Annotated in this window: 14 protein-coding genes; 6 read left to right on the forward strand and 8 right to left on the reverse strand. The window is 53.9% G+C overall.

What is annotated here, in order from left to right; all coding sequences use genetic code 11:
* Positions 1-5: 5 nt before the first annotated feature.
* Together Q4551_RS11680 and Q4551_RS11685 are read left to right on the forward strand one after the other, a co-directional pair.
* Entirely contained in the window at positions 6-1,994 is a 1,989-nt protein-coding gene (locus tag Q4551_RS11680) for a VWA domain-containing protein (protein WP_303434019.1), read from the forward strand.
* Positions 1,988-3,841: a BatD family protein gene (locus Q4551_RS11685; RefSeq protein WP_303434020.1), complete on the forward strand. Its 1,854-nt coding sequence runs from the start codon at positions 1,988-1,990 to the stop codon at positions 3,839-3,841. Before Q4551_RS11680 ends, Q4551_RS11685 begins: the two co-directional genes overlap by 7 nt.
* A gap of 140 nt (positions 3,842-3,981) precedes the next feature.
* Here Q4551_RS11685 and ligA read toward each other — a convergent pair whose 3' ends face one another.
* The 4 genes from ligA to Q4551_RS11705 form a co-directional block, all read right to left on the reverse strand.
* Positions 3,982-6,054, reverse strand: coding sequence for an NAD-dependent DNA ligase LigA (ligA, locus tag Q4551_RS11690; RefSeq protein WP_303434021.1), 2,073 nt, complete (start codon positions 6,052-6,054; stop codon positions 3,982-3,984).
* A 72-nt stretch (positions 6,055-6,126) separates the two neighbouring features.
* Positions 6,127-7,341, reverse strand: a complete 1,215-nt coding sequence (locus tag Q4551_RS11695) for a cell division protein ZipA C-terminal FtsZ-binding domain-containing protein (RefSeq protein ID WP_303434022.1) — start codon at positions 7,339-7,341, stop codon at positions 6,127-6,129.
* A 122-nt stretch (positions 7,342-7,463) separates the two neighbouring features.
* The gene (smc, locus tag Q4551_RS11700; RefSeq protein ID WP_303434023.1) at positions 7,464-10,976 is read right to left on the reverse strand and encodes a chromosome segregation protein SMC; all 3,513 of its coding nucleotides are present in this window, start codon (positions 10,974-10,976) and stop codon (positions 7,464-7,466) included.
* A 91-nt stretch (positions 10,977-11,067) separates the two neighbouring features.
* Positions 11,068-11,742, reverse strand: a complete 675-nt coding sequence (locus tag Q4551_RS11705; RefSeq protein ID WP_303434024.1) for a GntR family transcriptional regulator — start codon at positions 11,740-11,742, stop codon at positions 11,068-11,070.
* 666 nt (positions 11,743-12,408) lie between these two features.
* Between Q4551_RS11705 and Q4551_RS11710 the strand changes: the two genes are divergently transcribed.
* Positions 12,409-13,089 carry a S24 family peptidase gene (locus Q4551_RS11710; RefSeq protein WP_303434025.1) on the forward strand — a complete coding sequence of 227 codons (681 nt, stop codon included), beginning with the start codon at positions 12,409-12,411 and terminating at the stop codon, positions 13,087-13,089.
* Positions 13,090-13,123: 34 nt separating this feature from the next.
* On the opposite strand, the gene Q4551_RS11715 is transcribed toward Q4551_RS11710, so the two are convergent.
* A complete protein-coding gene (locus Q4551_RS11715; protein ID WP_303434026.1) occupies positions 13,124-13,981 on the reverse strand; it encodes a DMT family transporter in 858 nt (285 codons plus the stop codon).
* Between the two features lie 665 nt (positions 13,982-14,646).
* Here Q4551_RS11715 and Q4551_RS11720 point away from each other — a divergent pair.
* A complete protein-coding gene (locus tag Q4551_RS11720; RefSeq protein ID WP_303434027.1) occupies positions 14,647-15,384 on the forward strand; it encodes a carbonic anhydrase in 738 nt (245 codons plus the stop codon).
* A gap of 193 nt (positions 15,385-15,577) precedes the next feature.
* On the opposite strand, the gene fadA is transcribed toward Q4551_RS11720, so the two are convergent.
* Both fadA and fadB read right to left on the reverse strand, forming a co-directional pair.
* Positions 15,578-16,762: an acetyl-CoA C-acyltransferase FadA gene (fadA, locus tag Q4551_RS11725; protein WP_303434028.1), complete on the reverse strand. Its 1,185-nt coding sequence runs from the start codon at positions 16,760-16,762 to the stop codon at positions 15,578-15,580.
* Between the two features lie 20 nt (positions 16,763-16,782).
* Positions 16,783-18,957: a fatty acid oxidation complex subunit alpha FadB gene (gene fadB, locus Q4551_RS11730; protein ID WP_303434029.1), complete on the reverse strand. Its 2,175-nt coding sequence runs from the start codon at positions 18,955-18,957 to the stop codon at positions 16,783-16,785.
* Positions 18,958-19,544: 587 nt separating this feature from the next.
* On the opposite strand from fadB, the gene Q4551_RS11735 reads away from it, so the two are divergent.
* On the forward strand, positions 19,545-20,339 hold the full coding sequence (locus Q4551_RS11735) for a hypothetical protein (protein WP_303434030.1): 795 nt from the start codon (positions 19,545-19,547) through the stop codon (positions 20,337-20,339).
* A gap of 402 nt (positions 20,340-20,741) precedes the next feature.
* On the forward strand, positions 20,742-21,248 hold the full coding sequence (locus Q4551_RS11740) for an NlpC/P60 family protein (RefSeq protein WP_303434031.1): 507 nt from the start codon (positions 20,742-20,744) through the stop codon (positions 21,246-21,248).
* Between the two features lie 830 nt (positions 21,249-22,078).
* Here the strand turns inward: Q4551_RS11740 and Q4551_RS11745 are convergent.
* Positions 22,079-22,417: a YkvA family protein gene (locus Q4551_RS11745; protein ID WP_303434032.1), complete on the reverse strand. Its 339-nt coding sequence runs from the start codon at positions 22,415-22,417 to the stop codon at positions 22,079-22,081.
* Positions 22,418-22,781 lie beyond the last annotated feature (364 nt).

The raw sequence follows: 22,781 nt of genomic DNA on the forward strand, positions 1-22,781 counted from the left end.
ACCTGATGACCAGTTTTCATTTTCTGCGCCCTGAATGGCTTTGGTTGCTGCTACCAGCAGCCCTGTTACTGTGGCAAAACCATCGCCGCCAACTGCAATCCGGCCAGTGGCAAACCCTGATGGACCCACAGCTGCTGGACTATATGGTGGAGCAGCAACCGGCCCAGGGACGCCGCCCCGGACTGATCTGGCTGGCACTGGGATGGTTACTGGCCACTCTGGCCATGGCCGGGCCAAGCTGGGAGAAACTGCCCCAGCCCGTATACAAGAACCAACACATACTGGTGATTCTGCTGGATATGTCGTATTCCATGGCCGCCCAGGATATCAAGCCGTCACGGGCTGAACGGGCGTTGCAGAAAATCACCGATATTCTCAACAGCCGCCGGGACGGACAAACCGCCCTGATCACCTACGCCGGTGACGCCCATACCGTCACCCCGGTCACCAACGACAGCGGCACCATTGCCAACCTGCTTCCAGCGCTGTCACCTTTTATCATGCCCAGCCCGGGCAGCCGCCCGGACCGCGCCATCGAGCTGGCACAACAACTGGTGCAAGACAGTGGTTACCAGCGGGCCGACCTGCTGCTGATTACCGACGGTATCCAGCCCAGAGACGTTGACCGCATCCAGCAGGTGCTGGATCAAAGGCATTTCCACCTTGGGGTGATCAGCCTTGGCAGCCCTCAAGGGGCACCGATTCCCCTGCCCTCCGGCGGCTTTTTACAAGACAGCAACGGCAGTATTGTATTGCCGGGTCTGGATACCCGACCACTGGATGCATTACAGCAACAGCTGGGTATTCCCTGGCACGCCATCAGCTTGCTTGACGACGACTGGCAAGCCGTTACACCAGCAGCGGCAACCCCGGATTCCCATACCAAGCCTGAAGCGAAACACTCAGACCAGAACAACAGTCTGAACCACAGTCAGAGTCAGCCATCCTTCGACCGCTGGCTGGATGAGGGCTTTTGGTTGCTACTGATCATATTGCCTCTGGCGCTGGCCGGATTTCGCCGAGGAGTATTAAGCAGCTGGTGCCTGGTCTTACTCTTGCCGCTCGGGTTGTTATCATCTCCACCCGGCTATGCGGAAACAACCACCGACAGCAGCGCCAACACTGGCAGTCGCTGGCAAGACTGGTGGTCAACACCGGACCAACAGGGTGCCCGCTTACTGGACACCGACCCGGCCGCCGCGGCCAGCAAGTTTGAAGACCCGGCCTGGCGTGGTACCGCCGCCTATCGAGCCGGTGACTATCAGGCAGCGGTCGACGCTTTTGCCAACGACCCCAGTGCCACCGGCCACTACAATCTGGGCAACGCACTGGCGCAACAGGGTCGCTACGAGGATGCCTTGGCGGCCTACGACAATGCCCTGCAACAGCAGCCCGATATGGAAGATGCCCGCAAGAACCGGGAGATAGTTGCACAGGCACTGAAACAGCAGCAGGACCAGCAAGATCAGAAAAGTCAGGATCAGCAGCAAGATCAGGATAATCAGGGACAACAACAAGACCAGCAAAACCAGCAGGGCCAGAATGGTCAGGATCAACCGTCCTCGGACTCGTCCTCAAAGAATGCCGATCAGTCCGGTGAGCCGTCTTCCGAGCCACAGCAATCCAGCGAACAACCCAGCGAGCAATCGCCGTCTGACGCCGATAACGATGGCCAGTCAGATCAGCAACCCGGCCAGGATCAGCAGCCGTCTCAGGAATCATCACCAGAAGACGCCGACGACCAGACCAGCGACGACCAGACCAACAAAGACCAGGCTAACAACGACACACCAGCCAACAACCAGGCACCACAGCGCGCGCTTGGGGATATTCCCAGCGATAGCCTCGAACACTTGAGCCCAGAAGAACAAGCCAGCCTGCGCCAATGGCTTAACCGGGTGCCCGACCAGCCCGGCCAGCTGCTGCAACGCAAGTTTTTATATCAGTATTCCCAGCAATCCAAAGATCAGCCGCCAGAGGATGTTTTATGGTAAATCAGCGAGAATTCCGGCTGATGGCCCGCCCCGTTGTCGCCCAAGCCCAAGCTAAAGCCACCCCTGCCCACCAAAGGGGCACGGCTCGTTCACTGCACTCGCTATGGCTACTGCTAGCCCTGCTCCTGATCAGCCCGCGCCTGCTGGCCGACAGCTTTACCGCCAGTGTCGATCGCAGCCAGCTGTCGGAACAGGAAACCCTGCAACTGACCCTGACCCACGATCCGCAAATACTCTTTGGTTCCCCCGACCTGAGCGCCATCCGGCAAGACTTTGAGATTGTGCAAGGGCCCAACCGCATGAACAGCATGCGCTCGGTCAATGGCGAAAGCAGCTCTCGCACCGAATGGACCCTGACCCTGATGCCCAAACGTACCGGTGCCCTGACCATTCCGGCGATTGAGTTTAAAGGTGAACGCAGTCAACCTCTGACCATTACGGTCAAGCCGCTGTCCGACAGCGTGCGCGAACAGGCCAGCCAGCAGGCATTTTTCGATATCCAGCTGGACCAGCAACCTGAATATTATGTCCAGGGCCAAATCCTCTACACCGAAAAGCTTTATTACCGCGTTAATCACCGCGATGCCAATCTCAGTGAATTGCAGGTAGAAGATGCTCGGGTCGAGATGCTGGGAGACCCGAAACATTACACCAGCATGATTAATGGTGAACGGGTCGGCGTCTACGAACGGCGTTATGTGATTTATCCAGAAAAAGCGGGCACCCTGGTGATTCCCGGGCAACGTTTTCAGGCTCTGGGAATTGTGCAAAACGGCAACGACCCCTGGGACCGTCAGCGCACCATGATTTCGGCCGTGACCCGGCCACTGGAGCTGGAGATTTCGCCGATTCCGGCCAACTATCCGGCTGCTCCCTGGCTACCCGCCCAACAGCTCAGCCTGACGGAGCAGTTCAGTGCCGACCCGACCCAATGGCAAGTTGGCGAGCCCATTACCCGGACGTTGATTATCCGCACCGAAGGCATGTCGGCCAGCCAGGTGGTATTACCCGATTTACCCCAACCGGCTGGCATGAAGCAGTACCCGGATCAGTCAGAGTATCAGGATACCCCCGGGGAGCACGGCCTCAGTGGCCAGTTCCAGCAAGCCATTGCCATGGTGCCAACAGCAGCAGGGACCGTCGTCCTGCCGGAGATGCGTTTGCCATGGTGGAACACTCATACCAATCAACTGGAATACGCCACACTGCCTGCGCGTACCGTGACGGTATCAGCAAACCCGGCCCAGACCAGTCCAAGTGCACCCAGTGGAATGACAGCCAACCAGCCCCCATCCCAGAGCAGTGCAACCAACACGACTCTTAACAACACCACTCTCAGCAATACCAACCCGGGCACCACAATGGCCGGTGCTGCCACTACCCAGGGTATGACTACCATCGGCATTATTGGCTGGGTAGTGGCGCTATTACTGCTGTGCAGTCATCTGTTGTTGCTGTACTGGTGGAAATTCCGCTTGCCACAACCAACCACACAGGCCAACCAAACGGTTAACAGGGATAAAACGCCGTCCGCCAGCTGGGCAACGCTAACACGGGCGTGTAATCAGGGAACCATGGGAGAAATACGCGCCGCGCTACTGAACTGGCTGGCAACAGAGATGGCGAGCAGTGGTATCAGCCGTATCGATCAGCTGGCCAGCCGGGCTGGTGACCCTGAGCTGGTTCGCAGCTTGCAGCAACTGGACGCCAGCTTGTATGCACCGGAAAACGACCGTTCGAACCTGGATGGCAAACAGCTACTGCGCCAGCTGACACACTGGCGTCAACAGCAAGGTCGCACACAGGCTGGTTCCGGTTCATTGCACGACAGTCTGTATCCATCCTGATACAACGTCCTGATACAACGTCCTGATACAACGTCCTGAGATAACACCATGAAATAACAGCCAAAAATAACGTTCTGGAATAACCAACGATAGATAACGCTAGATAACGCCAGATAACGATGGCTGTAGCCGGGCGGTTTTTATTCGACCACCAGCCCATGCTCAGCCAACACAGCCAGCAGGCGGGCTTCATCCCAGACACTGACGCCAAGATTATTGGCCTTGGTCAATTTGGAACCCGCCTTGTCTCCCGCCACCAGAAAATCGGTTTTGGCCGATACACTGCCCGTTACCTTGACTCCCAGTGTTTGCAAATGTGCCTTGGCTTGCTCACGGGACAAGGCCGACAGGGTGCCGGTAATCACCGCGGTTTGCCCGGCCAAAGGCAATGCATCGGCCTCTGACGGCTGCACCGGTTCGGCTTCTGGCCAGACCAGCCCGGCCTGTTGTAATTGCTCGATCACCGTCCGGTTGTGGGCTTCGGCAAAAAAGTTGACCACATGACTGGCCACCACGGTACCAACATCAGACACCTCCAGCAGTTGTTCAACACTGGCATCCATAATCGCCTGCAAAAAGCCGAAGTGATCGGCCAGACTTTGCGCCGTCACCACTCCGACCTCCCGGATACCCAGGGCATACAAAAACCGTCCCAGAGTGGTCTGCCTGGCCTTGTCGAGGGCTGCCAGTACATTGGTGGCTGATTTCTCGCCCATTCGCTCCAGGCCCGACAACTGCTCCAGTGTCAGGTGGAACAGGTCGTCGACAGAATCGATCAGGTTGGCAGCCACCAGTTGTTCTATCAGTTTGTCGCCCAGACCTTCTACATCCAGCGCCTTGCGTGAGGCAAAGTGCTTGATGGCTTCTTTGCGTTGTGCGGCACATACCAGCCCGCCAGTACAACGAGCTACGGCTTCGCCTGCGACCTTTTCAATCAGCGAGTCACACACCGGACAGCGATCAGGCATGACAATCGCTTCGGTCTGCGGCGGCCGTTCTGCCATCACCACGGAAACAATCTGTGGAATCACGTCACCGGCCCGACGAATAATAACGGTATCCCCAATCCGTACTTCCAGCCGGGCGACTTCGTCCATATTGTGCAGCGTGGCATTACTGACGATAACTCCTGCGACTTGCACTGGCTGCAGGCGGGCTACAGGGGTTACAGCGCCAGTGCGGCCAACCTGAAAATCCACCCCGATCAAACGGGTCATCTGCTCCAGTGCCGGAAACTTGAAGGCAATCGCCCAGCGTGGTGCCCGGGCCACAAAGCCCAGCTGCTGTTGTAAAGCCAGATCGTTTACCTTGAATACCGAACCATCTATTTCATAGTCCAGCTGATGGCGTTTCTCACCTAACAGCCGATAGCATTGCAGTGCCGGTTCCAGACCGCTGGCAAGACGGGTTTCCGGATTGATACGGATACCCCACCCCTGAATCTGATCCAGCACGCCCCGGTGGGTTGCCGCCAGTTCAAATTCGTCCGAGACGATCCCAACGCTGTAGGCACAAAATTCCAGTGGCCGTTGTGCTGTAATGGCAGAGTCGAGCTGACGCAACGAGCCGGCGGCAGCATTACGTGGATTGGCAAACACCTTGCTGCCGCTGGCTCTGGCCTTGGCGTTGTAGGCCTCAAAGCCGGCCTTGGGCATATAGACTTCGCCACGGACTTCGATACGCTGCGGCCAGTTCTCGCCTTGAAGGCGCAAGGGCACATTCTTGATCGTGCGGACATTACGGCTAATGTCTTCACCGGTCTGGCCATCGCCACGGGTCGCCGCCCGTACCAACAGGCCATTTTCATACAGCAAGCTGACCGCCAGACCATCCAGCTTTGGTTCACACACCAGTTCAATATCGGTGGTGGTTTTCAGTCGATCCTGCAGGCGCTGGTAAAACGCGGCGAACTCTGTTTCGTTCATGGCGTTATCCAGCGACAGCATTGGCATTTCGTGCCGGATCTGGTCAAACGATGATAACGGTTCGGCACCGACACGCTGGGTGGGTGAGTCTGTGGTAACCAGCTCCGGGAACTGTGCTTCCAGCTGCTGTAACTCCCGCATCAGGCGGTCGTATTCGGCATCGGGAATCAGCGCTTCATCCAGAGTGTAATAACGATAGTTGTGGTCGTTGATTTGCTGACGCAGCTGTTGAATACGGATGCTGGCTTCGTTTGCTAACACGACGTCTTGGGAGGTATCGGAGGGCATGACTTTCTGGCTCACACTGGCAGGCGCGGTGCGTGCCGCGCCTGAAGGAATGGGTTGTACACACCGGTGACGCTAGCGCCGCCGGCCTGCTGCCGCCTGTTTTTTGGCCAACAGTGCTTGTCGACGTTCATATTCAAGAATTTGCTGGCGATCGTGCTCTACCGTTTGTTTGGTAAAGGTACTGAGCGTGCCATCCTTGAGTTCGGCATTCAGGTGATCGGCCAGCAGCCGCGCCATTTCAGACATGGCCTGATAGGCTTCCAACGGGCGCTTGGCACCTGGCAGGCTTAAAAAGAACGTTAATCCGGCAAAATTCTCATCGGCCATGGTGGCCGGATCAAAAATGCCGGGTTCGTAAGTCTGGGCAATTGAAAACTGGATCGCCCCCTGACCGTCGGCTTCTTCAAAGCGGTGAAATATTTTTTCTTCGCCGTAACGCAGGTCACAGCCATCAAACAGGTGTAAGAGTGCCAGACCGGAAAATCCTGCCTCATCCCGAGCACGGGCGTGCACAACCAGTACGACTTCTGCTGCAGCGCGACTGGACAGCTGTTCAGCATTCTCGCCAGCATAAATAATCAACTCACTGCCCTGATCCGCACCCTGTTCTTCTTGCAGGGCAATCTCATCTTCAAGATGTGGCTGCTGGTCGTCCTCTGCCTGACTGTCTGCCAATGTGGTGTCGGCTTCCTCATGGCTGGTTTCGTACCCAGTCGATATGGCCGCCTGTTCTTCTGTCCTGGCCTCTGGCTCGATAATCACTTCCTGCTCACCCAGCGCTTCGACGGTCATCAACAGCGGTACCGATTCATCCAGATTCACCGGCTGGGCTTTGGGGATGATGGCGGCCGGTGGCTGCTCCTCGGTTGACTGGTCTATTTCCTGGCTACGGGCATTCAGCCAGCTTTCAATATTGTCTTGCAAGCCCTGTTCTTCTGTACTCCCGGTCTCGGGTTCCAGAACATCGGTACGGGGAGCAGCCAGATCGTCACGGTCACTGGCCCAGGCCTCGGGAACAAAAGCGTCGATATCCCCCGGGTTGTCTGTACTGCCGGAGTCGCTGGCCGTTATCGGGTCACCCTCGGATTCAGAATCCTCCACTACCCGAAAACGCCCACCCGGTAACTCAGGGTTGTGATTATCTTGCGGAAATTTGAAATTCTTGTTGATGTCCAGCTTCAGTGCCATCGCCCGGGCACGCTTCATTCGCCGTATGCCATCCACTACGATCGTCACGACTGCCAGTAACCCCAGCAAAATCATGACCGTTTTCCAGGTCAGTTCCATAACGCCCTCTTCGTCTGTGTATTATCAGGCAACTGGATTTGGTGTCTCATAAAACCCGTTGTAGGTTGCCCGCTGTATTCTGTTGTTGATTGCGCCCTTTCTGACGCCCGGCAGCTTAACGCTTACTGTTCGATCATTTCTGCCGCCGCTTCGACATCAACAGAAACCAGCCTGGACACGCCAGGCTCCTGCATGGTGACACCCAGTAATCGGGATGCCATTTCCATTGCGATTTTGTTGTGGGTAATAAATATAAATTGCACCTTGTCTGACATTGCCTTTACCAGTTTGGCATAACGTCCGACATTGGCATCATCCAATGGTGCGTCTACTTCATCGAGCATACAAAACGGCGCCGGATTCAGCTGGAATATGGAAAATACCAGTGCGATTGCCGTTAATGCTTTTTCACCGCCCGACAGCAAGTGAATAGTGCTGTTTTTCTTGCCCGGAGGCCGCGCCATAATGGCTACGCCTGTGCTCAGCAAGTCATCATCGGTCAGGTCCAACCAGGCATGCCCACCACCAAATACCTTGGGAAACAGGTCGGCCAGGCCGTGGTTGATTTTATCAAAGGTCTCTTTGAATCGGGTACGGGTCTCACGGTCAATTTTATGAATGGCGCTTTCCAATGTTGCCAGCGCGGTTTCCAGATCGTTACTCTGGGTATCCAGATACACTTTACGTTCTGACTGCAGTCGATATTCATCGATGGCCGCCAGGTTGATATTGCCAAGACGCCGAATGCGTTCACCCAGGTCAGACAGGTCTTGCTGCCAACGTTCGGGGTCCGCTTCTTCTGGCATATTGTCCAGCACGTCTTTCAGGGTCAGTTTTTCTTCCTGCAGCTGTTCGATCAGCCCTTGGCGACGAATATCCAGCGCCTGACATTCCAGTCGTACGGCTTCCAGCTGGTTACGCACTTCCAAGGCCTGTTGTTCTGCCTGACCACGCTGTTGCTCCAGCTGCCGCAATCCGGTTTCTGTGCTTTCCAGCTGGCTACGGGCTGCCTGTACCTGCTGTTCAGCCTGTTGGCGTCGGGTTAACAGTTGCTGCAGTTCTGATTTTAACTGCTCCAGATCAATATTATGATCTTGCGTTTGGCTTGACAGTATAGCCTTTTTTCTTCCACGCCACTGTTCCAGCTGCGCCTGTAACCTCTGTAGTGCCGTGTTTAGCGACTGAATACGACTATCCAGTTCACGTTGTCCCAATGCGGCCTGATGAGCGGCTTGCTGTTGTTGTTGCAATAATGCCCGTGCATCATCCAATTGTTGCTGTTTGCTGTCTCGCTGCTGCAACAGTTGGTCACGCTCATCGCCATATTGTTCAATCGCGGCATTGGCTTCTTGCCATTGCAGCCGGGTTTCTTCCAGTTCTTCTTGCAAAAATGCCTGTTGTTCACGGGCTTCCGCCAGGTCGTCATCGATACGCCGGCTTCGTTGTGCCGCCTGTTCGGCCCGGGCCTGGTGGGCTGACAGCTGGGTTTGTAGTGTCATCAACTGGCTGTTGACCTGCTGCCATTCCCGTTGGGCATTGTCCCGTTGCTGTTCCAGACCACGCAAGCGCATCCGCGCTGCTTCGTAATCGGCTTCCCACTCTTCCACGTCCATATCCAGCTGGTCCCATTGCTCCAGCAACAGTTCCAGCTCTTGCTGGCGACCCAGAACACTGCCCTGGCTTTCGTCCTGGCGTTGTACCCGTATCCAGTCGCGGCCAACCCGTACTGCGTCGGCAGTGATCCAGCTTTCTCCGACGGCCAGCTGGTGACGCTGCGCCAGGGCCTGGTCAAGGGAGTCTATGGTGCGTACGGAGGCCAACAGGTCGTCCAACGGATAAGCACACTGTACCCGTTGCAGCAGGGAGTCCGGGGCCAGCGCGGTATTGCTCGCATCAACGGCGGAGTCGGACCAGAGCACCAGGCTGCCTTCCTGCAAGCTGTCCAGCCATTGACTGGCGGCGTCCAGATTATCGATCACCAGTGCTTGCAAGTAGTCCCCCAGGACTGCTTCCACTGCGTCTTCCCAGCCTCGTTCAACCTGCAGCCGTTCTGCCAGTCGGGGTTTGCGCGCCAGCTGACGGCTTTCCAGCCAACGGGCCATGGCATCGCTGCCTTGCCCCAGTGCGGCTTTTTGCAGCGCTTCCAGTGTTGCCTTGCGATTGCTTAGGGTGTTGAGTTGCTGGCGACCGGTTTCTATTTGCTGTCGTTGTTGCTCGATCTCGCCCCGAACTCGCTCAGCCTGTTCTTTACTGCTGTCAGCGCGCTGTTGCTGGTCTTCTGCTTGCAGCTCGTATTCGCTCACTTCTTCTTGCAGCAGCTGGATTTCATCCTGTTCCGGGCTGTTCTGTAGTTGCTGTTGCTCGCTTTGCAATTTTTGTAGCTGTTGCTGCAAGCGCGTCAGTTGCTGCTCCAGGGATTGGATCCGGGTCTGGGCAACGTCGGCCTGACGGGCTGGCTCACCCGCACGTTGGGTAAACTGTTGCCAGTCATCCTGCCAGCGGGCTTGCTCATGTTCGGCGTCTTCGAGCTGCTCTTTGGCTTGCTGTAGTAACTCGTCCAACAGTTCCTGTTCCGGTGCCTGTTGCAGACGCTCGGCTTCCAGCTGATCCAGTTGCTGCTGATCGGCTTCCAGGGCGATCTGGCAGGCTTCCAGCTCACGTTCGGCTTCGGCCAGATTACGGCTCAGTTCCTGCGACATTTGCGACTGGTGTTCTATTTTTTGTTCCTGGCGGGCAATCAGGGCACCGACTTCATAAAACTGGCCCTGCACTTCCTGAAACTGTTCGTTGTGTTCCGTTTGTTGTAGCCGTAACGATTCGGTTGTGGTGTCGATGCGCACCTGCTCGGATCGATACGCTTCCAGACGTGTATCCAGCTCACTGATCAATAACTCGCGCTGGCAGTACTCCTGATCCAGTTGCTGCCATTTCAGTGCCTGCAACTGGGCTTTTTTCTGCCGCTCTTCGTCTTTGAGTGCCTTGTATTTTTCCGCGGCCTCCGCCTGGCGCTGCAGATGCCCCAGCTGGCGGGTCAGTTCGTCGCGAATATCCTGCAGGCGTTCGAGGTTTTCCTGCGTGCGGCGCATGCGGTTTTCGGTATCACGGCGGCGGTCTTTATAACGGGAGATACCCGCCGCTTCTTCAACGTAAATCCGCAGTTCTTCCGGTTTGGCTTCAATCAGGCGGGAGATCATGCCCTGTTCGATAATGGCGTAGGAACGAGGCCCCAGGCCAGTCCCCAGAAACAGGTCGGTAATGTCTTTACGGCGACAGCGGCTGCCATTCAGAAAGTAGGTAGACTGGCCATCCCGGGTAACCTGGCGACGGACGCCAATTTCGGTGTAGGCCGCGTATTCTCCCCGCAGCGTCTGGTCGCTGTTGTCAAAAATCAGGTCAACGCTGGCTTTGCCTACCGGCTTGCGCTCGGAAGAACCATTAAAGATAACGTCGGTCATCGAGTCGCCACGCAGGTATTTGGCTGAGCTTTCGCCCATCACCCAGCGCACCGCATCAATGGTGTTGGATTTGCCGCACCCATTAGGGCCAACGATACCGGTCATATTGGTATCAAAGCTGACCGTGGTGGAGTCGACAAAAGATTTGAAGCCAGAGAGTTTGATGGCCTTCAGGCGCATAGGAATCCGGTGGAGTTGGACTGTACAGGGCAACAGCCCGAATAATACGCAATATTAATTGGAAGTGGCTAATCACGCCACTTCTACAGCGTCAGATTGACTCTTTCTGTGCATTAGCTTCGATGGCTTGCACTACCAGCAAGCAGTGACGCTTACAATATTCATTGACCAACGCCTGTACTTCATCACAGCGTTCACCCAGGGTATAGCCGATCAGGCGGGTAACAAACAGACTGGTTTCGTTCATTTCGCCCAGGTTTTTGCGTAATGCCAGGGCCAGCGCCCGATGCAGGGGAGGCTGCAGGTTGTCGAGGGCGGTTTTCAGGTATTCATTGCCGGCCGCTACCGCGGCGCTGGATATCAGTTCGAAGTTGGCATCGATAAACTGGTGAGGGTCGTGCTCGGCGGCGGTGTTACTCAGTTTGTTGACCAGCGCTTCCAGTGTTTGCTTGTCTTCTTCTTTCCAGCTCCAGGAAAGTTTCTCTGCCAGCATTTCAAGCAGGTTGCCATACAACCGATACAGGCTGCGTACACGGTCGGCATTCAGTTCGGTGACATAAGCACCCCGGCGCGGCTGGATAGTGACCAGATGCCGACGTTCCAGAATCAGCAGTGCTTCGCGAACCGACCCACGACTGACCTTCAGCTCGGTTACGATACGAGCTTCCTGGATACGCTCGTTATTGACCAAGTCTCCCTGGATAATGCGATTGGCCAGGTGATTGGCTATTTGTTCTGCAAGACTTTCGGCGACAACAAACGCCATAAATCAATTCCTCGTAAAGCGATATATATGACTCGAGACCATCCTCTGGCTCAGGCTATGCAACGTTGACTGTCATCATGTTCGGGTCAACATATTATCGGTAATCATGTTTTTTACGGATATTCCACAGCGCGATTGCTGAAAACAGGAGTTTTCTCCGTCATTTGTGCTACAGAACTCCCCCATCCGGGAAATGGTAGCATAGGCATACAGCAAAACGGCTCAGGCTGTCCTGCTTAGCATAACCTGCTCCAACATCTCTGTAATCACGCGACCATCCAATAATCATCGACGCAAGAGGGAAACGACAGGGAATCTACAAAAAGAGCCCACTTGGCCAAAAACAACACTTAGTCTCTTGCCAGGAACAATAACTACCGAAAAAAGCATCTTTCTCAGCCAAAAGTACCAATTTCTACGAATGATCAATCAACTTTGTGCTTTTATACTGCCTGCTGAAAAGACCCGGACAGTATAAAACGCCCATGTTGTCTATGGAGCCGTCACTGTTTGCCCGCAATAGACAGCAGCCTCTCGTCGGTCTGGCCGGAGCATATTGACACATATGCGACCAAGTCAACAGAAGCATGCATATATGTGTGTGACAACGATATTCCGGATGAGACACAACCAGTGGTTTTTGCATACTCAACCAACAGTGACAACATGAATAGCGCATCAGCGGATAACGACAACAAAAAATCGATGGAATTCCTGACCCAGCTGGGACAACGAATTTCTACCATGGCCGATCTGGTCGGTGGCAAAAAGAAACTCGCCGATGCCGCTGGTATTTCAGAGTCACAGCTTTACCGTTGCATCAAAGGTGCCAGTGCCACCACGGTCGAACCACTGGTCGCCATGGCAAAAGCCGCCAACGTTTCCATTGAATGGGCAATATCCGGCGAAGGCCTGATGCAAGCCTGTCCTGATCAAAAAACAGCGCGCATCGACACCCCCACTCCGTGCCATACCGGCTCACTCCCCTTGTGCGACAAGCACACGACCTGCGCAGAATTTGCCCCTCCCAACCACTGGGCCAAACAACGGGGCTTGAACGACCAGAGCCTGAGATTAATAACGGCCCGGGGCGACAGTATGGAACCTACCATTACCAACGGTAGCCTGGTGCTGATCGACACCGGAAATACCTCACTGGAAGATGGTTATCTGTACGCGTTGCGAGAAGATACTTTCGAAGTCATACGGCGCATTCAGCGCAAACCGGGTCAGGGCATCTGGCTGCTGACCGATAATACCCACTATACCGATATCCTGTTGGCAGCAGACGATATCAACCCATTGGGAATCATTGGCCGAGTCGTCTGGATTGGCAGAGATGTATAAGCCCTGATACAGGGCTTATACACAACCAACGGATTCAGGCAGTGGCTTGCCGAGCCCGAATGGCAATCAGAACACCCGCCACAATCATCGCCATTGCCAGCAACATCAGCAGGGTCAGATGCTCAGACAAGACCAGCGCCCCCATTAATACTGCCAGCCCTGGCACCAACAGCTGCACCTGTGCTGCCCGATGAATCCCCAACCAGGGCAACACCTGATACCAGCCAAAATAGCCGACTCCGGACGCCACAGCCCCTGACAGAATCGCCAGTAATAACGGCCGCCAGTCCAACAGTTCTGCGACAGCAGCAAAAGGCAATAACAGCATCGACAGAATACTCGCCGCGACAAACGCTGCCTGCACATCCGCCAGCGGTGTCGATGAACCTTGTCCCAACACCACAAAGCTGGTCCAGCCCACGGCAGAAACCACCATCAGTAATACCGCCCACCAGGAATATACGGCACTCCCGGGCAGTAACAGCAGTGCCAGTCCGCTGATGGAAACCAGCATGCCTGCCACTTGCCAGCGTCCCGGGTGTTCACCGCGCCAGATATTGACCAGTTGCAGGCCGATTTGTACCGTGGCGAACAGCACAAAAGCGCCAACACCGGTATCCAGACTGACATAGGCCATGGAAAACGCCGCAGCATAAACAAATAGTCCCAACCCCAGAAACCAGAAACGGGGAGCCTTGATGCTCACTCGGTTATGAGTTGCTGCCCGCGCATTTTGAAACCACAATAACAGGCTCAACACCACGGCACCGGATACCAGCCGAATCATGGTGAAATTTTCAGGGTCAAAATTATATTCCCGCAGCGCCCAGCGGCAGAGCAGAGAATTGGCGGCAAAAGCCAGTAAAACGAACGCAGTCTGAATCACCATCATATGCTCACTTGTTGTTAATATTATTCGGGCAATTTGCTGCCGTTTTTCTTTATCGATCAATTGATAAAAATACCCGGCAGCGACTTATCATCGCTACATGCCTCTTTCTCCACACTTATCATTGAGTCGTAGTGGAGCATAACACTAAAGTATGACACCTGAGGCTGCCGTCATAACTGACTATTCCATCGATTAAGAAAAAGTATTATCTATTCCACCAGCGCAGCGTCTGCCTGCGCCAAACCCGATGCTGACAGGCCAGGGCAAGAGTCCGTTATCCATCCGCGGCATGCGTTGATACAGCAAGCAACACGACCAGGGTTTTCCTGACAAAGAGTTACCCACGAAGGGTTTGCCTGCCAAGGAATGCATCTGCTAATCTGCCCCGTCAACGTTTGACCCCGACACCTGCTTGCTGCGCATCAGCGATCGCTCCGACATAACGTTTCATGCCGTCACACGCCGGATGCTCAAGGTACTGGTGCACAGTAATGATCCAGCCTTGGCTGGCATACTGACCGGGTCGGCGTTAGCAATTGTGTTGCCCCTTTGCTTTGCCATGATCAATACGCCATGACACATTCACAACGCTGCAGCCGGGCGTTTTTCGCCGGATCGAGCGGTTCCGCCCGGATCTGATTCCTCAGCCAGTTCAGAGATATTTCATGATTAAACAGTCTGCCCTGATTCTGATCGGAGCACTTACCCTAAACAGCCTGATAGCCAGTGCCGACCCGTCACACAGCTGGAGTTACGAAGGTGCCAACGGCCCGGAGCACTGGTCCAGTCTTTCAGACAACAACGCCGCCTGTAACCATGGCTGGAATCAGTCACCGCTCAATCTGACCGCCATGATTGATGCCGATCAGTTACCGCTGGTCTTGAATTACCACCCGGGCGGCAAGGAAATCCTTAACAACGGCCACACCGTACAAGTCAATTACGCTACGGGAAATACCTTGAATGTGGGTTACCACCGTTTCAACCTGATGCAATTACATTTTCATACGCCGTCAGAAAACCGTATTGAAAGCCGCTCCTACCCGATGGAAATGCATATGGTTCATGCCACACCGGAAGGGCGGCTGGCCGTGTTGGCTATCATGTTCAAGACCGGCAAGAAAAACGCCGAACTGGCCAGGATCTGGGATGACCTGCCGCAGCCTGGCCAGCGCAGGGTATTGAAGGGCTCGCTGGATATCACCCAATTACTGCCCTCTTCACTGGATTACATTCGCTACAACGGCTCCTTGACCACGCCGCCCTGTACAGAAGGAGTCAGCTGGTTTGTACTGAAAACACCGATCGAAGCCTCCGCTGACCAGATGACAAGATTTACCCGCCTGATTGGCGAGAACAACCGCCCGCTACAGCATCTGAATGCCCGCATGATTATCAAATAGAACAACGGCCAGTGCAGGCGCCTGCTTGCCTTGCTCCCGAGCCGAACCACAAGACAGGCCAGAACAAGCAAGCAAAAACGAGCCAAAAAAAAGCCCGCAGCGATCACTATCGCTGCGGGCTTTTTCATTCCATGCAACAGCAAACCGACGAGCCCTGACGGTCTGCTATGGCATTGAATGACTGTCGGTCAAATCATGCCTCGAGGCGTTCCCACACAGTGGCAATCCCCTGACCCAAACCGATACACATGGTCGATACGCCGTAACGACCGCCTTGCTGTTCCAGCACATTGATCAACGTGGTCGAGATACGGGCACCGGAACATCCCAGCGGATGACCCAACGCAATCGCACCACCATGAATGTTGACGTGATCATCTGCAACTGCAGTCAGCTTGAGGTCCTTGATGCAAGGCAAGGATTGTGCGGCAAAGGCTTCGTTCAGTTCCCAGTAATCAATATCGCTGGTTTCCAGACCGGCACGCTTCAAGGCTTTTTTGGTTGCTGGCACCGGGCCATAACCCATAATCGCCGCATCCACACCGGCAACCGCCATCGACACGATACGAGCACGGGGTTTGAGACCCAGCTCGGCGGCTTTTTCCGCACTCATCAGCAACATTGCTGCCGCACCATCGGTGATCTGGGAAGAAGTACCGGCCGTGACCGTCCCACTTTTTGGATCAAACGCCGGGCGCAAGGCACCCAGGGTCTGTAACGTGGTTTCCGGACGAATGGTTTCGTCTTCGCTAATCAATACCTGTTTGCCATCCGCATCGTGGCCATATATCGGGATGATTTCGTTCTTGAACTTGCCATCCAGCGTTGCCTGATGCGCACGCTGATGCGAGCGCACTGCGAAGGCATCCTGTTGGTCACGGCTGATACCGTGCATCTTGCCGAGCATTTCTGCGGTCAGCCCCATCATGTTGGAGGCCTTGGCAAAATGCTTGGACGATGCCGGGTTATGATCAAAACCATGGGTCATTTCGACGTGACCCATATGCTCAACCCCCCCCACCACAAATACATCACCGTTGCCGGTCATAATGGCCTGGGCCGCCGTATGAATGGCGCTCATGGCCGATCCACACAAACGGTTAACGGTTTGTGCACCGGCTTCTTTCGGGACTTTGGTGAGCAGGCCAATCTGGCGCGCCACGTTAAAGCCCTGCTCTTTGGTCTGGTTCACACAGCCCCAGATAATGTCTTCCACCAGCTTGGGTGGCACTTCCGGGTTGCGGTCAAACAGTGCATCGATAATTGTGGCGGACAGGGTTTCTGCACGGACATGACGGAAAGCGCCACCACGGGAGCGGCCCATTGGCGTACGAACCGCGTCGATCACTACAACGTCTTTAGGATTCAGGGTTGTCATAAATTTCTCCAGGTTCGCTCTTATTCCGCACTGTCTGTGGTAACGGCTGCCGGGAAGTAGGACTCACCGTTAGCGGCCATTTCTCGCATACGGTCCGTCGGCTCATACAGTTTGCCCAGATGCGCAAAACGGTCACACTGCTCAACAAAGCTGGCCAGGCCCACGGTATCCATATAACGGCAAGCGCCGCCACGGAATGGTGGGAAACCGATACCAAAGACCAGACCCATATCCGCTTCTGCGGCGGTATCTACAATGCCTTCTTCCAGACAGCGGGCAATTTCGATACACATCGGAATCATACAGCGGGCAATGATGTCGTCGGCTTCAAAGTCGGTCGCGGCTGCCACTACAGGCTGAATCAGTTCGTAGGTGGTTTGATCAACGACTTTTTTCGGTTTGCCTTTCTTGTCGGTTTCGTATTTATAAAAACCTGCACCGTTTTTCTGACCATAACGATGGTTTTCAAACATGACTTCCATCGAGGTTGTGTAATCGGCTTTCATACGATCCGGGAAGCCTGCCGCCATGACTTCGTTGGCGTGCACACCGGTATCAATACCAACAACATCGAGCAGGTAGGCAGGCCCCATTGGGAAGCCGAACTTTTCCATCACCTTGTCGATTTTCTGGAAGTCGGCACCGTCTCGTACCAAACCTGCAAAACCGGCGAAATACGGGAACAAGACCCGGTTCACCAGGAAGCCCGGGCAATCGTTGACCACAATCGGAGTCTTGCCCATTTTCTTGGCGTAAGCCACGACGGTTGCTACTGCTTCGTTGGACGTTTTTGAACCACGAATAACTTCCACCAGCGGCATCATATGTACCGGGTTAAAGAAGTGCATACCGAGGAAATTTTCCGGCCGCTTGAGATCGGCTGCCAGCAAATCAATCGAAATGGTCGAGGTGTTGGAGGTCACAATCGTGTCTGCAGATACCTGGTCTTCCAGCTCAGCCAGGACTGCTTTTTTGACGTTCGGGTTTTCCACGACCGCTTCCACCACGGTATTGACCGTACCGAAGTCACCATAACTGAGCGTTGGACGAATACGGTTTAATGACTCGCCCATTTTCAGCGCGGTCATCTTGCCTTTATCCACCCGACGGGACAGCAGCTTGTTGGCTTCATTCAGACCCAGCTCAATGCCGTCTTCACTGATGTCTTTCATCAGGATTGGCGTACCTTTATAGGCACTCTGGTAAGCAATACCACCGCCCATGATACCGGCGCCCAATACTGCTGCCATGGCCGTTGGCCTGGCGATCTTGTCGTATTCCTTGGCTTTCTTTTTCAGCAGCTGATCATTGAGGAACAAGCCGATCAAGGCCTGGCTTTCGGTGGTTTTGGCCAGGGTCGCAAAGTTTTTGGCTTCAACGAGCAGCGCTTTGTCGCGGCTCATGGAGCAATGTTTCTGCATGGTTTTGATGGCCGTTACCGGCGCTGGATAGTGGCCTTTGGTCTGCCCCATCACAAAACCCTTGGCGGTCTCGAACACCATCATGGCTTCCATGGTGTCCAGCATCATCTTGCTTGTTTTTTCGGCCCGACGCTGTTGCCAGTTGATGTCTCCGGCAATCGCCGCTTCCAGCATCAGAATAGCTTGTGGACGCAGTGCATCGGCGCTGAATACCGCATCAACAGCACCATCGGCCAGCGCCTTGTCGGCTTTCTGTTCGTTGCCCATGCAGATCCACTCGATCGCATTGTCAGCACCGATCAGACGTGGCAAACGCACAGTGCCGCCAAAGCCCGGCATGATACCCAGTTTGACTTCAGGCAACCCCACTTTGGCGGTGTCGGCCATCACCCGGATATCGGTCGACAATACCAGTTCCATACCACCACCCAGCGCAATACCGTTGATCACTGACAAGGTGGGTACTGGCAAGTCTTCAAGGGCAGAGAAAACGCTGTTGGCGTAGCCGATCCATTCGATGATGGATGCTTCTGGTCCAGCAAAGTAGCCGCCGAACTCGGTGATATCAGCACCCACGATAAATGAGTCTTTACCGGACGTTAACAGCACGCCCCGGACCGTATCATTGGCAGCAATCGCGACAGTGGCAGCCTGTAACTCTTCCAGTGCGGCGCGGTTGAATTTGTTGACGGACTCGCCCTGCAGGTCGAACCTGAGTTCGGCGATGTCACCTTCGATCATGCTGACCGTGATGGCTTTACCTTCGTAAATCATCAACTGATCTCCAAGTGGTGGTTAGCGTAAGGACTGTTGGTTGACAGCCCGATCCATGGTTTGTGCCTTCGCATCATATGGTTATCTATTATGGACACGAAGCTATTTTCAAACACTCGATTAATACGACCGTTTGAATAATGAAACAACCTTCGTTGAATCTCACAGCAAAGTCAACAGCCAGATTGGACCACTCCTGGTCGCATCATCAAAAAACCACTCTGGAAAACACTGGCCACCGGCACAAAACAGGCTGTCACCTGCTTCAGCAAACATCGGTTTATGCCATCAATACAAGGATAAACAGGCCGTCAGCAAGCATTGGGCAAAGAGCAGACATGGCCGCCTCCGGGCATGCCGCCAATCGCGCCAAGTTCGCTCGTCACCACGATAAAGTGTCTTTTCGTATCAAAACAACCTACTACTAATGTATGACGCCGCGACATTCGCGAGCAAATATCGTAGTATTGCTTGACCGGCTTTTATTGCGTTCACCCGCGGCCTGTTCGTGTGGTTGAATAAAAGCGAGGGTGTTCAGCAAGCAGACAGATGAAGACCCTAACAATAATCATAAAAAGACTGAGGTCATGATGACTAGATTCTTCCAATCGCTGGGATTCGCCCTGGCACTCACTTTGACATCCATTTCCTCCCACGCAGATGACAATGCGCTGATGGTCCAGCTTCAGCACATGCGGCTTGCTTCTATCGGAGTGATGACAGACTTTTTTATGTATACCGGTCTTGATGGCGACAGCAAATACAGCCGTCGAATGAATACCGATATGGATTCATTTAATACTTCTCTGGCCCAGGCCCGGGAAGGGGCTGATGGCCAGCAAGAGCTGATCCGTCATTTGAACGATATTGAAGACAAATGGCATCACTTCACCCGCTCGCTGAACAGCAACCGCAACCTGGTTGAGAATCAAGGTTTTCCCAGTGTGCAGATGGTTGATGAACTGGGTCGTCTCAACAACACCCTGGTGACACGTATTTCAACGGCCTATCAGCAATTGGCTGGCGAAAGTGACACCAATCCTGCCATTGAGAAAGTACGTGACATGGCCATGCTGCTACAGGAAATGACAACTCAATATGCCGCCTCCGCAGCTATGGAGAACTCTGAGGTGTATCTCAGTGAGTACAAGAACACCATGCAAAAAATGACCTCGGATTTTGAATTCCGTCTTGCTGATCTCAAGGTCATGACGTCGCAGCGATCTACCGATATCCTGATGGATAACATCAATAGCAAGTGGCGCTTTCTGCGTAATTCCATTACCCGCCAACACGAGATGGACGTGCCTTTTCTGGTCATCAGCTATAACGACCGTATCATTCGCCACCTGGAAGAGCTGGAAGGCAAAATAGGGAGTTGATCCGACCCGCACGCATCCTGCTCACCCGGTAGAATAGACAGGCCTCGCCTCCGGGCGTGGTCCTGGCATCCGGAACAAGAGCAGAGCTCGCCCGATACCAGTGGCCGGGTTACTTACCTTCCCCCCTGATTAATTGCCTGACCCTGTGCTTGCTCTCGTCCGCACGAAACAGATGCTTTCCACCTGCCCTGCTCCCTTCTTCCCACAAAACGCAAACGCCGGAATCCAGGTCATTGCACCGCGTGAAACCGGAGATCAATACCGATATCGGGTATATTATCTGGCTATACTGCTTGGCTGGCGATACCGCTGCATTGGGGTTCTGTTGTTTTGCCATGGCCCCTCGATCAATGATCAGACCAGTACCAGCCATTTCATCCAGTGTCATTCACAGGAAATACCATGTCGCATGCTATATATCTCGCTATTGTCATGATGTCTTTGATTGCCAGCGGTTGCAGTCAGATGAGCGCCTTACCGTCCCCTGGCGACAGTAACAGTTCCTACAGCGCTTCAGGGGCACAGCTAAACGATGACGAGGCCACCCGCGCGCGGCTGTATCAGCAATATCAACAATGGCGCGGTACGCCTTATGCCTGGGGAGGTTTAAGTCGCCAGGGCATTGATTGCTCCGGGCTCGTTTATCTTACTTATCGTGATGAATTTGGCCTGCCGGTCCCTCGCACAACGTTGCAACAGTCGCAGATTGGCTCAGCAGTCAGCCGCAACGAATTACGCCCCGGTGATCTGGTGTTTTTCAAAACCGAGAACAAGAACCGCCACGTCGGCATGTATCTGGACAACGACCAGTTTCTCCATGTTTCTACCAAGAGTGGCGTGATTATTTCCAGTTTTGAAAACAGCTACTGGGAAAATCATTACTGGCAGTCACGTCGGCTGGCGGATTAACACACACTGATTTTATTGCCTCCCGGATCAGGTTCAGGCTTGCTTGTGGTCGCCGGGCATCAGCGCCGCAGCAGCCAAATCACTAACCCGATTACCAGCAAAAAAGGTATCGCCACAATCAATAGGGGACATCTACTTAATCCTGCACGGCTCTGCGCGAGTGTTGCCGTTGTTCAGGGCAAGGCGACGAATGCAGCGAAATGACGAGTCCTTTTCAAATTCGTCAACACCGCACTGGACGGCGGCAACCCGCGCCCTTCGGGGGCAGCCGGATGATCTCGACTCGGTGTCGCCGACTTTTGACTTGACCCGTCAGGCCTGCAAGTCGGCTTCGTGATTCGAAACCATCCGGTGGCCCAGAGTGAGCACCGGATTAAATCGATGTCCCCTTTAACCTGAATGCCACAAGCAACAGCAGCAAGCCCAGAATCAAATACACCGGCCCGACAACAACACACTTGATCAAAGTCCACACGGTCTCCTCCTTCTGACAGATATAGCCATTATTCTCTCCACCAACGAATCACCAACGAACTGTTCGGCCCTGTAAAGTGGCTATCAACTTGCCAAGAGTCGATTCAGGCTGCGACTCTATGATGATATCCAGATCAGTCGATCGACATTGATTACAGGGAAGTCCGGTAGCAATACAATCCGATGCGCCGTACTCCCGACTTTCATGGCCACATTGCTGACAGCGGCGAATAACGCAATAAATTGGCCATGGCATTGTATAATCTCCCGTATATATCCATGCATAACACACATACAAACCATATTATTTTTATATTATTCCTTAGCCATTAAATAATTTTGACCATATAAAAACATCAACCAAACCATTCCTTGATTTTTTCTTTTGCAGCATCAATATGATCCTGTTCAGTATAATCAACCATAGCTTTAACAGCAGCAGCCAGCGCCACCGTATCGTCCGTGTACCCTACAACCGGGATAAAATCCGAGATAATATCAACAGGAAAAATAAAGTATCCCAACGCTCCATAAATAATGGCTTTGGCACTGGCTGGTGTATTACTATCTGCCGCAACGTAGTACAACGTCAAGGCTTTTTCTACCACCTCACTTCCAGCTGATTTGGCATACTTTGTTAGTTTTTCCCAAAAACCGCTATCGCTATAGCTTTCTGGGCGATGATTATCAGTCATGGCCATACTCCGTGATTTAGTCATTGATATATTCTTCCTGAAAAACAATAAAAACAAACCCACGCGACAAAAGCCGTCGCTTATATTTTTAAAAAGCATTTTTTTGAAATGTCCTGTTCCCTGTTCTACCATGCGTCACTGAGCCATCAGACAGGAAGGTCCTGTGATACCAGTGCACAGCAGCCGTAGCCGTATACTGCGACTCAGCCGCTTGTCAGAAGCTGGCCTTGATACCAGCAATCATTATTTATACCATGGTTATCAATAGTTTCAGGAGGGCTGATACGTACGGATATACGGACTTATATGTACACTGACAAACACACTGATATACACACCAGCGACCAGTGCAGCATGCACCAAT

The sequence above is a fragment of the Oceanobacter sp. 5_MG-2023 genome, from assembly GCF_030548165.1.
Taxonomy (GTDB): Bacteria; Pseudomonadota; Gammaproteobacteria; order Pseudomonadales; family Oceanobacteraceae; genus Oceanobacter.

Bases quoted from the DNA above. Each gene is read 5' to 3' on its own strand.
- Q4551_RS11680 (WP_303434019.1), top strand. From the start codon at position 6: ATGACCAGTTTTCATTTTCTGCGCCCTGAATGGCTTTGGTTGCTGCTA.
- Q4551_RS11685 (WP_303434020.1), top strand. From the start codon at position 1,988: ATGGTAAATCAGCGAGAATTCCGGCTGATGGCCCGCCCCGTTGTCGCC.
- ligA (WP_303434021.1), bottom strand. From the start codon at position 6,054: ATGCCCTCCGATACCTCCCAAGACGTCGTGTTAGCAAACGAAGCCAGC.
- Q4551_RS11695 (WP_303434022.1), bottom strand. From the start codon at position 7,341: ATGGAACTGACCTGGAAAACGGTCATGATTTTGCTGGGGTTACTGGCA.
- smc (WP_303434023.1), bottom strand. From the start codon at position 10,976: ATGCGCCTGAAGGCCATCAAACTCTCTGGCTTCAAATCTTTTGTCGAC.
- Q4551_RS11705 (WP_303434024.1), bottom strand. From the start codon at position 11,742: ATGGCGTTTGTTGTCGCCGAAAGTCTTGCAGAACAAATAGCCAATCAC.
- Q4551_RS11710 (WP_303434025.1), top strand. From the start codon at position 12,409: ATGAATAGCGCATCAGCGGATAACGACAACAAAAAATCGATGGAATTC.
- Q4551_RS11715 (WP_303434026.1), bottom strand. From the start codon at position 13,981: ATGATGGTGATTCAGACTGCGTTCGTTTTACTGGCTTTTGCCGCCAAT.
- Q4551_RS11720 (WP_303434027.1), top strand. From the start codon at position 14,647: ATGATTAAACAGTCTGCCCTGATTCTGATCGGAGCACTTACCCTAAAC.
- fadA (WP_303434028.1), bottom strand. From the start codon at position 16,762: ATGACAACCCTGAATCCTAAAGACGTTGTAGTGATCGACGCGGTTCGT.
- fadB (WP_303434029.1), bottom strand. From the start codon at position 18,957: ATGATTTACGAAGGTAAAGCCATCACGGTCAGCATGATCGAAGGTGAC.
- Q4551_RS11735 (WP_303434030.1), top strand. From the start codon at position 19,545: ATGATGACTAGATTCTTCCAATCGCTGGGATTCGCCCTGGCACTCACT.
- Q4551_RS11740 (WP_303434031.1), top strand. From the start codon at position 20,742: ATGTCGCATGCTATATATCTCGCTATTGTCATGATGTCTTTGATTGCC.
- Q4551_RS11745 (WP_303434032.1), bottom strand. From the start codon at position 22,417: ATGACTGATAATCATCGCCCAGAAAGCTATAGCGATAGCGGTTTTTGG.